Genomic DNA, 12,116 nt, shown 5'->3' with positions numbered 1-12,116 from the left:
CCCCATCCCATGGGCCGGGCGCGCCGCGCGGCCTCGCCATCGCACGCAGGTGGTCGCCGACCCTCGGCTCATCGAGTCGTCGAGTCGCAGCGGCGTCGTCGACGCGCACGAGAGCGCTGACGGCCGCGCGACGCCGTATTGCCGTGACCTCGTGATGCCGTGACAGCGCGATACCATGACCTCGAAATGCCGTGACGCTGTGAGAAACCGTGTTGCCGCGATCCTGCGCGGATGTATCGCCGGGGCGCGGTCGTTTGCGATCTCGCGCGCCGGCGAGGCGCCATAGGCTTTGCGTTGAGCCGTGACTGAAGTGGTGTTATCGCTCGAGATCATGGGGATGATGCGAGCTCGATACGCAATGCTGATGGGGCCAGCCGTTCTGTGGTTGGCTGCGGCGCAGGGCTGTTCGACGACAGTACGAGACTTCGGAGGTGGCAGCGGCGACGGCGGCAGCGGCGGCGACGGCAGCGGCAGCGGTCATGGCGCCGGGGCGAGCGGCGGTGAAGGCGGGAGCAACGGCGAAAGCGGTAGCGTCGGCGAAGGCGGCAGCAGCGGCGAAGGCGGCAGCAGCGGCGAAGGCGGCAGCAGCGGCGAAGGCAGTAGCGTCGGCCAGGGCGGCGGCAGCGGCGAAGGCGGCAGCGGCAGCGGCAGCGGCGGCGGCGGCGGCGGCGAAGGCGGGGGTGGGCCGGTGTGTACGCCGGAGACCGACGGCGAGCTCTGCACCGCGCGCGGCCAGGAGTGCGGCGGCTTCGAGGCCGTCGATCGGTGCGGCAAGGCCAGGCAGGTCGTCTGCAGCGGGTGCGCGCTCCCGGCGCGCTGCGGGGGCGGCGGCGAGGTGAACCGCTGCGCGGCGCACCCGTCGCTGATCGGCATCGACGGCTACATCCTGCAGGAGGGCTCGCTCGGAGGGCGATTCCACGTCAACTTCGCCAACGATGGCGTGGCCACCGCCGGCGGCTTTTGCTGCGCCGATACCATCGCGGAGGCGCGGAGCGCGTACCCGGGCAAGAACATGATCGTGCTGCCGGGTCAGTCCCGGGTGACCGCCGGAGAGGTGCCCGCCCTCCGGCGCGTCGACGGGTACATCGTCCCTTCCCGCCCCGGAGACGCGGGGCCGCTCCGGGTCGAGTTCGCCATCGACGGCGCCCTCACCGGCGAGGGGACCTGCTGCGCCGAGAGCATCGACGCCGCACGCGCGGCGCACCCCGACAAGAACCTCGGCTATCTCCCCGAGTTCCCCATGTGAACGGACACCGGCGCGCCGGGAGGCGCCGGTGAGCCAGAACCTTGGCACAACGTGGCGCATCTCCCGCGCGCGGTCTGCGTCTATTCCCGCGGATTTGCTGCTCGTGGGCCGTAAAACATCTTGGTACGTCGTATGCAATCAACGCGCCGGCCGCTGGGGATGTGCCAGCGCCGCTCGGGAGGATTTGGACTTATGCGCGTACGCTTCGATGCTCTCCGCCGACGCTGGAGCTCTCCCCACCTGCTCGCCGCGCTGGCGCTGGCGAGCGCGTTCGCGGCGGGGTGCTCCTCCGATGAGGCCCCGCCAACGACGCTCGGTCGCCCCGATCAACCCCGGAACGGCACGCTCGAGATCGACGAAGCGAGGCTGCTGGGCGTGATCGACGGGAGCGATCTGCGCCTCCAGATCCCGGTGCGCAACCTGACCGCCGGCGCGACGAGCGGCCACCTGCGCGTCACGCTCGTCGATCTCGGCGCGGACAAGGAACAAGGCACGACCGACGTCGACCTGGAGATCGCGGGCGGGACGGCGACGACCGCGGAGGCGCGCCTTCCGGCGCCGGCCGTGAGCGCGCAGCCGGGCCTCGCGCGGTACCTCGTCCGCGTCGACGACGGGTCGGAGGAGGGGCTGCTCGTCACGCGCAGCCTCCTCCGCGTCATCCCGCCCTACGACGTGCAGCTCGAGGGGCCGGCGCGCGTGGTTCGCGGCCGCACCGCGAGCTACCGCGTGCGCGCGACCGACGCCTTCACCCACCAGCCGGTGCCCAAGGTGGATGTCGAGCTCGCGGTGGGCGAGGGGGCGCGGCCGCTCCGCGGGACGACGGACGCGCTCGGCGCCGCGGTGTTCGAGGTGGAGCCCGGCGCGCTCGGGGCGCACCCCGTCTCCGCGCAGGCGCTCGGCTTCGGCGTCAACGCGGCCCTCACCGCGAGCGTCACCGTCGAGGGCCCCGGCCCGAAGCTGCTCCTCACCACCGACAAGCCGCTCTACAAGCCCGGCCAGACGATCCACCTGCGCGCGCTCGCGCTCGAGCGGGGGAACAACGCGCCGCTCGTCCGCGAGCCGATCACGTTCGAGGTGGAGGACGGCAAGGGCAACAAGATCTTCAAGAAGCCCATCGTGACCGACGCTTATGGCGTCGCCGCGACGACGTTCCGGATCGGCTCCATCGTGAACACCGGCGAGTTCAAGGTGCGCCTCGTGAGCGGGGAGACCACGACGGAGAAGGTCGTGACCGTGGGGCAGTACGCGCTGCCCAAGTTCGAGGTCGCCGTGAGGACCGACAGGCCGTGGTACACGGCGGGCGACACGCTGACAGGCACGATCGACGCGCGCTATTTCTTCGGCAAGAACGTCGCCGGCGGCGGCGTGACCATCGAGGCGGCGTCGCTGGACGTCGGTCAGACGACGTTCCAGCGCATCGTGGGCGAGCTCGACGCCGAGGGCCATTACGGCTTCAGCTTGACGCTTCCGCGGAGCCTCGCGGGCCTGCCGCTGGAGCAGGGCGACGCGGCCGTGACGCTCACCGTCACCGTCGCGGACACGGCAGGGCAGGAGGTCACGAAGGCGATCCCGGTCAAGGTCGCCGCCGACGCGGCCTCGATCGTGCTCGTGCCCGAGGCGCGCGAGCTCGTCCCGGGGATCCCCAACACCCTTCTTCTCTTCGTCACCGACCCGCTCGGGGCGCCGCTCCCCGACACGGAGGCGGTCATCACGGCGCCCGACGGCACGCAGCTCACCGCGCGCACCGACGCCTTCGGCCAGGCCGTGGTGAGCTTCACCCCGCCGGTCGCCACGGCGGACGGCGCGTTCGAGGTGCGGGCGACGGTGGGCGAGCGGGCGGTCACGCGGAAGTTCTCGTTCGTCACACAGACGGGCGGCGAGCACCTCCTCGTGCGCACCGACCGGGCCGTCTACGAGACCGGCGAGACGGTCGAGGTCACCATCGAGTCCAGCGAGGAGGCCGGCAGCGTCTACGTCGACTGGCTGAACGACGGCCAGGCCGTCGATATGCGCTCTCTCGAGCTCGAGGGCGGGCGCGCCCATTTCAGCATGCCTGTCGACGCCGGCCTGCTCGGCAGCAACCGGGTCGAGGCGTACCTGGTCGACGACGATGGCAATCTGGTCCGCTCCGGCCGCACCGTGTTTGCGCGCGGCGACTCCGCGCTGAGCGTCGAGGTCGAGGCCGACAAGCCCCTGTACGCGCCGGGGGAGACGGCGACGCTGCGGCTGTCGGTCAAGGACGACGCGGGGAACCCGAAGGTCGCCGCGCTCGGCGTCCAGGTGGTCGATCAGGCGGTCTTCGCGCTCGTCGACGCCCAGCCCGGGCTGCTCCGCACCTACTTCGAGCTGGAGGACGAGTTCGCGAAGCCGAGCTACGAGATCCACGGCCCGGCCGCGAACCTCCAGGACCTCCTGTTCAACGCGACCGCGAGCGAGGACCCCGAGAAGGCCGAGGCCGCGCAGGTGAAGACCCAGGCCTCGCTCGCCGCGCTCGCCGGCACGTCGCTCACTGGCCTCCAGGCGCGCACGTGGCCCGCCGTGCTGGCGAAGGTGCCGGAGGAGCTCGCGCCGTTCTACGAGCGCCAGAAGGGCGTGATGAAGCCCTGGCTCGCGGAGGCCACCGCGGCCGCCGCGCAGGAGCTGAAGGCGCTCGGCTGCGACGGCGCCCAGTTCCAGTGCAGCGGGGGCGCGTACGTCGAGCTGCTGGGGAGCCGGGTCGCCGAGCGCCTGCGCGCCTTCGACGTGTGGGGCAACGCGTACCGGGTGGCCTCCAGCTGGAGCGGGTTCACGCTGCAATCGTCGGGGCCCGACGAGGTGGAGCAGAGCCAGGACGACGCGACGTTCGCGTTCGCGTTCAGCGATCTCGGGGTCCAGGTGCCCACGCAGGACTGGGCAGAAGGGGGCATCCCCGGCGGCGCGGACGGCGGCTGGGCGAATGGCGCCGCGACCGGAGGAACCGGAGCGGGCGGCGGCTCGGCCGGGAATCCCACCCCGGATCCCGGTGGCAACGGCAACGCTGGCGGGCCGCGCGTCCGGCGCGAGTTCCCGGAGACCCTCTACGTCAACCCGAGCGTGATCACGAGCCCCGACGGCACGGCCACCCTGAGCATCCCGCTCGCGGACAGCATCACCGAGTGGCGGCTCTCGGCGCTGGCGAACTCCACGGACGGCAAGCTCGGCGGCATCCAGAGCGGCTTCAAGGTGTTCCAGGACTTCTTCGTCGACGTGAGCTTCCCGGCGACGCTCACGCGCGGCGATGAGGTCGAGTTCCCGATCGCGGTCTACAACTACCTGGAGACGCCGCAGACGGTCGATCTCAGCCTCGAGCCGGGGAGCTGGTACACGCCGCTCGGCGCGACGTCGACGACGGTGTCCCTCGCGGCGGGCGAGGTGCGCGGCGTCCGGTTCCCGGTGAAGGTGAACACGGTGGGCGTCAACTCGCTCACGGTCACCGCGCGGGGCAGCGCGGGCGCCGACGCCGTGGCCCGCACCGTGCGCGTGGTCCCGGACGGGAAGCCGTTCGCAGAGAGCCAGTCTGGCACGCTCGCGCCGGGCAGCGCCGAACACGCGCTGTCGTTCCCTGCGGACGCGGTCCCCGGCTCGAACCAGCTCTATCTCGAGATCTACCCCGCGTTCCTGTCGCAGGTCGTGAGCGGCATGGACAGCATGCTCCAGGTCCCGAATGGCTGCTTCGAGCAGACCACCTCGACGACCTGGCCCAACGTGCTCGTCACGCAGTACATGAAGCAGACAGGCCAGATCACCCCGGAGATCCAGATGAAGGCCGAGTCGCTGATCTCGGCCGGGTACCAGCGATTGCTCACGTTCGAGCACTCCGGCGGCGGCTTCTCGTGGTTCGGCGAGCAGGACGGGCATCCGTACCTGTCGGTCACCGCGTTCGGCGTCATGGAGTTCGCCGACATGATCAAGGTCCACACCGTGGACGAGGCGATGCTCGCCCGGACCGTCAACTGGCTCGCCGGGCAGCAGAAGGCGGACGGCACGTGGGAAGGCGACCAGACCGAGTTCTTCAGCTTCCACACCGGCACGCTCCGCAACAGCGCCTTCGTGCTCTGGGCGCTCGCGAGCGCGGGGTACACGGGGCCCGAGATCGGGAAGGGGCTCGCCTACCTGGGCCGCTCGCTGAAGCCGGCGACCGACGACCTGTACACGCTGGCGATCGCGGCCAACGCGCTCGCCGTGGCCGACCCCTCCGCGGCGCTGACGGACCAGGTGCTCGACGCCCTGGATGCGCGCAAGACCGCGGAAGGAGACGCATTTTACTGGGATGACGGCGGCACGCAGACCTCCTTCTACGAGTCCGGGAACGACGCCAAGGTCACGACCACCGCGCTCGCGACCCACGCGCTGCTCTCCGCGGGCGCCCACCGGCCGAGCGCCGACGGCGGCGTGAAGTTCCTGACCCAGTCGAAGGACCCGAACGGCAACTTCGGCTCCACCCAGGCGACGATCTGGAGCCTGCGCACCCTGCTCCTCGCCGCGAGCAAGGGGACGGAGGGCGCCACGGGGACGGTGACCGTCGCGGTCGACGGCGCGGCGGCGGGCACGGTCTCCCTGCGCGAGGACCAGGCCGACGTCATGACGACGGTCGACCTCACGCACCTCGCGACCGCGGGCGCGCACGACGTCGCGCTCTCGTTCTCGGGGGAGGGGAAGCTCAGCTACAACCTGGTGAGCCGCCACAACCTGCCGTGGGCCGCGGTCCCGAACGACGCGGGAGGCCCGCTCGCTGTCAGCGTGGCGTACGACAAGACCCAGCTGTACGTGGACGACATCGTGACGGCGTCGCTAAGCGTCCAGAACAAGACGGACTCGGTGCAGAGCATGGTCCTCGTGACCGTCGGGCTGCCGCCCGGCTTCCAGCTCCTGACCGCGGATCTCCAGGAGTACATCGCCGCGGGCCAGCTCTCGAAGTTCGAGATCACGGGCAAGCAGCTGATCCTCTATGTGAAGGAGATCCCTGCGGGCCGCGCGGTCGCCTTCGCTTACCGGTTGCAGGCGACCATGCCTGTTAGGGCGGAGGACGGCGGCGCCGAGGTGCACCCGTACTACCAGCCGGAACAGCAGAGCTACTCCGGAGCGCAGCTCCTCGAGGTGGCGGGGGAATGAAGGGCTGACCGGGCGAGGGCGCTGACCGCGGGTGCGCGGCAGCGCCCCTGCGCCGGCGCGTGGATCAGGGGCAGGCGACGCGCCAGGCGTCGAGGTCGAGCTTCTTGATCAAGGTCGAGAGCCCGAGCGGCTTCGTGGCGGAGCAGACGGCGTTTGCCTTCGAGGCGTCGACGTACTCGGCGTGGAACACCGCCTTGCCGGCGCGGATGAACGGGGTGAGCATCTCGCACTCGCCGTATTCGTGGCACTCCTCGTTCAGGGCCCAGTCGAAGCTCCCCACCAGATCTTTCACCTGATCGAGATCGTTCTTCAGCCCGATGGACAGCCCCCGCGCGTGCGCCTCGGCGGCCAGGAAGCGGTTGTAATCGAGCTGCGTCGCCGCCGTCAGCGGGAAGCCGGGGCTGTTGGTGTAGCCGTCGACGTTGTCGGGCTCCACGCCGTCGCAGCGCTTCTGCACCGCCAGATCCAGCCGAGCCTTCATGACGTTGCGCACGCCGGCGTTGCGGGTGTCGAGCCACCGCTCGCCCGGCCAGCCGTCGAGCGGATTGCCGAGCCCTGCGGCGGGGAAGCTCGACGCGTCGTCGCGCCAGTCCTCGCTGCTCCCCGCGCTGAAGTAGCAGATCACCTTCTTTCCGGCCGCGCGCAGCGTGTCGATCTTCGCCTGCGGGGCGTCGAAGAGGTCGATATCGTACATGGCGACATCGAGGCTGGTGTCGATGGTGCCCGTGAGCTGCCATTGCCACGTCGTCCCCGGCGCGGGGACCCAGATGCCGCCGGTGGAGCCACCGGTGCCGGTGGAGCCGCCGGCGCCGGAGCCGCCGGTGCCGGAGCCGCCGGTGCCGGTGGAGCCGCCGGCGCCGGAGCCACCGGTGCCGGTAGAGCCGCCTGAGCCGCCAGCACCGGAGCCGCCAGCGCCAGAGCCGCCGGTGCCGGTGGAGCCGCCGGCGCCGGAGCCGCCGGTGCCGGTGGAGCCGCCGGCGCCGGAGCCGCCGGTGCCGGTGGAGCCGCCGGCGCCGGAGCCACCGGTGCCGGTGGAGCCGCCGCTGGTCGTGCCCGTCAGGACGAGCTTGTCGAGCATCGAGCTGTCGGCGGAGCTGCTCGTCGCGTACCGGATCTTGAGGGTACCGCCCGCCACGAACCGCCCGAGCGGCCCCGGCAGGGTCAGGCTCGCGCTCGTCCAGGACCAGTCGCGCGCGAACGCGTTGTCGCCGACCGGGACCCAGGCGCGGGCGGCCGCGTCCCACGCCTCGAAGGTCCAGCGCATGTCCGTCCTCGCGGGGCCGCGATAATTCACGCCCAGCGCGAGGGACGCGAGCTGCGCCGCCGAGGTGCCCGACGGGAGCGCGTACTCGCACGTCGCGCTCGTGCCGGGCGCGAACTCGACGTACTTGCTCCACACGTCCTGCTGGCCCGTGAGATCCGCCGTCGCGAGCGCGGCGGCCGTCTGCCCGGCGCCGATGCTGCCCCGGCTCACCGTCAGCTTGGAGCAGGTCATCGTGAGGGCGCCGGTGACCGCGTCGCCGCTCGCCGCCGAGGCGATCTCCGCGTCGGAGCCCGAATCCGCGCCGCACCCTGCGGCGGCGAGCGTCGCGACCAGGCTCACGAGGGCATGGCGCAGGGCGCCGCAGATCGCGAGAGAGGACGCCGGTCGGATGGGATAAGTCATGCTCGTCTCCTGTCGTGTTGGTCGTAGGTGAAGCCAGGCGCACGTCTGGAGACGCGTCGTCGGCGCGACGCGTCTCCAGACGCTCCGGTCCCCGCGATGGCCCGGGCGATGGCGGCTCCCGCAGCATCTCCGCGCGCCGCAGCGGCGCTGGTCCGTGCGCGCCGCAGACGCATTGCAAGGCGGGGACCAGCGCGCGCTCCGCGTCTTCCGCGCGGCGGTGCGCGCTGCCGTTGCCGCGGGCTGCGCAAGCGTCGTACACTTGCGCAACCTTCGAACGGCATGGCGGAGCGAGACCCTCGTCGACAGGCAGCTTCTCCGCCGAGCGCGGAGCCGCCGCGCGCCGCGGCCGAGGTCGCGACAGAGCTCGACGCCGCGGAGAGCGCGCCCGACGAGCGGACGCCGCAGGGTCAGGCCTCCCTGATCATCCGCGCCGGTGATGGCGCGGCGCGGGTGATTGACCTGACCGAAGGCGACGTGGTCGCGATCGGCCGCGCGCCGGAGTCCGCGGTCCACGTCGACGATCCCCGCGTGTCGCGCAACCACGCGATCGTCGCGCGGCACGGCGACGCCCTCGAGGTCATCGACTGCGGGAGCCGCAACGGCACCTCGGTGAACGGCGCCGTCTTGCGCGACGCCGTGCGGCCCCTCGCCGGCGGCGACGTGATCCGCATCGGCCCGGCCGAGATCGTCGTCGCGATCGCGGCGCCGGCGCCCGTCGAGGCGGCGCCGCCGGGGGCCGCGCCGGAGGCGCTGGAGGGCCCGCCCTCCGGCCCCGGCGCCGGCTTCGTCGTCGCGGACGAGGCGATGGTGAAGGTCTTCCAGGTGGTGCAGCGCCTCGCGCGCGCGCAGACGACGGTGCTCGTGCTCGGCGAGACGGGCGCGGGGAAAGAGGTCGTCTCCGAGCAGCTCCACCGCGCCAGCCCGCGCGCAGGCGGCCCGTTCGTGCGGCTGAGCTGCGCGGCGCTGCCCGAGGCGCTGCTCGAGAGCGAGCTCTTCGGGCACGAGAAGGCCGCCTTCACCGGGGCGGATCGCCGCAAGATCGGCTACTTCGAGGCGGCGCAGGGCGGCACGCTGCTGCTCGACGAGATCGGCGAGATGCCCCTCGCCATGCAGGCCAAGCTGCTGCGCGTGCTCGAGAGCCGGCGCGTGGCCCGGATCGGCGGCACGCAGGAGATCGAGCTCGACGTGCGCGTCGTGTGCGCCACGCACCGGGACCTCCAGGCCGAGGTGGCGGCCGGGAGGTTCCGGCAGGATCTCTACTACCGCATCAGCACGTTCGTCCTCCGCGTCCCGCCGCTGCGCGAGCGGCGCGCCGAGATCGCGCTGCTCGTACACCGCTTCGCGCAGCAGGTCGCCGGGCGCATCGGGGAGCGGGCGCCGCGCTTCGCGCCCGCGGCGATGCAGGCGCTCGAGGCGCACGTGTGGCCCGGCAACCTGCGCGAGCTGCGCAACGCGGTGGAGCACGCCGTCGTGCTGGCCGAGGGCGGCGTCATCGACGTCGAGCACCTGCCGGCCTCCGTGGTGGAGGGCGCCGAGGGCGCCGCGCCCCACGCGAGCGCGGGCGCGCCCCCGGCGAGCACGGGGGCGCCGCCGCCGTCCGCCGACGGCGGGACGATGCCCGCGCGCCTCGCCGAGCTGGAGAAGAGGAGCATCGAGGACGCCCTCGCCGCCGAGGGGAACAACCAGACGCGCGCGGCGAAGCGGCTCGGCATCTCGCGGCGCGCGCTGCTCTACAAGCTGGACAAGTACGACATCAGGCGATGAGCCTCGGGGATCGCACGTGCGGGCCGCCTGATGGCCGGATTCAGTGGCCGGATTTCTTCGGCACGATCTGCGGCTTCGCCGCGGACTGGGGCGCGCGGTGGACCATCGTGTAGGCGTACTCCTTCGCCACCTTCGCGAGGAGCGTCACGTTGTTGATCAGCGTCGCGCGGTCGATGTTGGCGACGCCGAACATCATCTGCGGCTGATGATCGATGAAGACAACGGCGGTGTCCTGGGGTGTATACAGCTTTTGATACTGGTTCATATCCCTCATCGCTCCTGCCATTGACGGTCGAATGGACGACCTTGCCGATCACGAGCGGCGTCCGCGCCCCCCTCGGGCCGGTGCGGTCGTGACCCTACCCGGTCGGGATCGGACGTTCCTGGACGAAACTGCCGGGAGCCGGGGGCTCCTGTGGTCCTTGAGCGGCCCGAAGTCGAGCGACGAAGAGCGCAGCGTCGTCCTGGACCGCCGCCGGCCGGCCGCGTCCGGGGGTGCCCTTCGACGAGCTCGCGCGCTCCTCTCGGCGTCGAAGGGAGAGGGCGAGCGGCCGCCGGCGCCGTCGCGGCGTTACCCGCTGCAGCAGCGGAACCCGATCGTATGATCGGTGTCGGCGCGCTCGCGCTCGTCGCGCGCGTCGCACCGGAGCTCTTCGAGCGCTCCCCCGCTGTCGAACGCCCCGCCCCGGGTCCTGCAGAGGTCGCCTGGGCCGACGTCGTCGGAGCACGCGTCTTCCCACTCGCGGACGTTTCCGCTCATGTGCTGCAGGCCGAGATAGCCGCCCTCGCACGCCAGGCTGGCGTCGTCGCCGACAGGCACCGTCTCGGTGCTGTCGCCGTTGCACTGGAGAGCGTCGAACTCGCCGGTGGAGTGAGCGAGCGCGCCGTGCTTGCTGCATGCGTCGAACCACTCGCCCTGCGCCATGTCGCCGCGGAACGGCAGCGGGCCGCCGTGGCGCTCGCCGCAGAGGCGCTTGCCCTGGCTCCTGCAGAAGGCGCGCGCGTCGCACCAGTCGATGCAGGTGGCGGGGTGCTCGTCCTCCTTGCGGCGCGTCGTGCACACGAGGGGCGCCTCGGGCCCGGTGTCGTCGAAATCGAAGGTGCTGTTGAACGAGCAGAACGGCTCCTGCGCCGCGAGGTCCGGCTGCGTGGCCAGGAAGGTGCGGTAGGCGGCGTTCGACACCTCGGTCTGGTCGATGCAGAACGAGCTCTCGATCGTCACCATGCCGGCGGGGCACTGGCAGACGCCCTCGGTGCAGGCGGCCGTCGTGCAGTCGGCGCTGGCGTCGCAGGGCTGGCCGTACAGGCACGAGGCGTTGCCGGCCCCGGGCTCGCAGGTGAGGCCGTGCAGCGGGCGCACGAGCGAGCACGCCGAGAGGAAGGCTGCCGCCAGGGCGGCGGCGCCGCCGCGGGCGCGGGCCGACGCGCGCATCAGAAGGACCCCGCGACGCCCGCGGCGTTGCCGGCGACGAACGGCCAGAGCGCCGCCGCGCCGGCCTTCGAGGGCTGCGCCGCGGCCGGCCGGGTCATGTAGAGCCACGCCGCGGCGCCCAGCGCGACGACGCCCACGCCGAGGCCGATGTCGGCGACCGCGTGCTGGACCCGGATGGCGCGCACCTCAGCCTCCGTGCAGCGCGGGGCGCACGTGGCGCGCAGGTCGGCCTCGGCGCTCAGCGAGAGGGCGCCGGCGACGGCGAACACGGCGAGCCCCGCGACGCCGACGGCGCCGGAGGCCCACACGAGCCCCGGGACCGAGGGCTCCGCGGGCGGCGCGGCGCCCGGGGCGAGCGGGCGAGGCGAGGGGGGCGCGCCGGTCGAAGCCGCGCCCAGGATCACGGTGAGCGGGCGGTTCTTCTCGCCCTCGCGGATCAGCACGCGCTCCTCGACGGCGGGGCCGGTCGCGGGCTCGAAGCGGAAGGTGTGCGGGCCCGGGTCCACCGGCAGCGCCTTGCCGTCGAGCGCCGCGGCGAGGGGGCGCCCGTCCACGAGCACGCGCACGTCGAGGCGCTCTCGTCCGTGCGCGTCCCTCGCGGCGACCACCACGGAGGGCAGGCTCTGCTCGACCTCGGCGAGCCACGGCCCGCAGTCGGCCACGGCGGCCGCCGGGCACGTCGGCTGCGAGCAGGCGACGAGCGCGTCGCGCGCCTCGATCAGCCGGCCGTCGCGGCGGAGGCCCTGCGCGCGCTCGTAAGCGGCGGCGCACGCCTGCTTGTCCGGCGCGGCGTCGGTGCGGGCGCCGGCGAGCGAGAGCGCCGCCGCGGCGGCGAGGGAGAGCGCGAGCCGGGCGCGGTTGGGACACGGAGGGATCAT

At 72.6% G+C, this 12,116-nt stretch carries 6 protein-coding genes and 1 pseudogene; 3 read left to right on the top strand and 4 right to left on the bottom strand.

Annotated features, from left to right (window positions below; genetic code table 11):
• The first annotated feature begins 364 nt into the window (after positions 1-364).
• A complete protein-coding gene (locus WMF19_RS23210; protein ID WP_437901067.1) occupies positions 365-1,246 on the top strand; it encodes a hypothetical protein in 882 nt (293 codons plus the stop codon).
• A 192-nt stretch (positions 1,247-1,438) separates the two neighbouring features.
• Positions 1,439-6,376: an MG2 domain-containing protein gene (locus tag WMF19_RS23205; protein ID WP_437901066.1), complete on the top strand. Its 4,938-nt coding sequence runs from the start codon at positions 1,439-1,441 to the stop codon at positions 6,374-6,376.
• A 64-nt stretch (positions 6,377-6,440) separates the two neighbouring features.
• Here WMF19_RS23205 and WMF19_RS23200 read toward each other — a convergent pair whose 3' ends face one another.
• On the bottom strand, positions 6,441-8,042 hold the full coding sequence (locus tag WMF19_RS23200; protein ID WP_437901065.1) for an endo alpha-1,4 polygalactosaminidase: 1,602 nt from the start codon (positions 8,040-8,042) through the stop codon (positions 6,441-6,443).
• Positions 8,043-8,321: 279 nt separating this feature from the next.
• Between WMF19_RS23200 and WMF19_RS23195 the strand changes: the two genes are divergently transcribed.
• Positions 8,322-9,806 carry a sigma 54-interacting transcriptional regulator gene (locus tag WMF19_RS23195; protein ID WP_437901064.1) on the top strand — a complete coding sequence of 495 codons (1,485 nt, stop codon included), beginning with the start codon at positions 8,322-8,324 and terminating at the stop codon, positions 9,804-9,806.
• Positions 9,807-9,921: 115 nt separating this feature from the next.
• Here WMF19_RS23195 and WMF19_RS23190 read toward each other — a convergent pair.
• The 3 genes and pseudogenes from WMF19_RS23190 to WMF19_RS23180 form a co-directional block, all read right to left on the bottom strand.
• Positions 9,922-10,071: pseudogene (locus WMF19_RS23190) on the bottom strand (hydrolase); the annotation flags it as partial.
• A gap of 306 nt (positions 10,072-10,377) precedes the next feature.
• The gene (locus WMF19_RS23185) at positions 10,378-11,238 is read right to left on the bottom strand and encodes a formylglycine-generating enzyme family protein (protein ID WP_437901063.1); all 861 of its coding nucleotides are present in this window, start codon (positions 11,236-11,238) and stop codon (positions 10,378-10,380) included.
• Positions 11,238-12,116 (bottom strand): hypothetical protein, encoded by an 879-nt coding sequence (locus WMF19_RS23180; RefSeq protein WP_437901062.1) that lies wholly within the window; start codon positions 12,114-12,116, stop codon positions 11,238-11,240. The genes WMF19_RS23185 and WMF19_RS23180 overlap by 1 nt, the downstream gene beginning before the upstream one ends.

Origin of the sequence: Sorangium sp. So ce124, from assembly GCF_051525235.1 — a bacterium.
GTDB classification, from domain to species: Bacteria; Myxococcota_A; Polyangia; order Polyangiales; family Polyangiaceae; genus Sorangium; species Sorangium atrum.
Note: the sequence above shows the minus strand (reverse complement) of the source record. Positions and strands in the feature narration are given on the sequence as shown.

What these genes read in the sequence shown, in the direction of transcription:
- WMF19_RS23185 (WP_437901063.1), bottom strand. Translation starts at nt 11,238, where the DNA reads ATGCGCGCGTCGGCCCGCGCCCGCGGCGGCGCCGCCGCCCTGGCGGCA.
- WMF19_RS23205 (WP_437901066.1), top strand. Translation starts at nt 1,439, where the DNA reads ATGCGCGTACGCTTCGATGCTCTCCGCCGACGCTGGAGCTCTCCCCAC.
- WMF19_RS23195 (WP_437901064.1), top strand. Translation starts at nt 8,322, where the DNA reads ATGGCGGAGCGAGACCCTCGTCGACAGGCAGCTTCTCCGCCGAGCGCG.
- WMF19_RS23180 (WP_437901062.1), bottom strand. Translation starts at nt 12,116, where the DNA reads ATGATCCCTCCGTGTCCCAACCGCGCCCGGCTCGCGCTCTCCCTCGCC.
- WMF19_RS23210 (WP_437901067.1), top strand. Translation starts at nt 365, where the DNA reads ATGGGGCCAGCCGTTCTGTGGTTGGCTGCGGCGCAGGGCTGTTCGACG.
- WMF19_RS23200 (WP_437901065.1), bottom strand. Translation starts at nt 8,042, where the DNA reads ATGACTTATCCCATCCGACCGGCGTCCTCTCTCGCGATCTGCGGCGCC.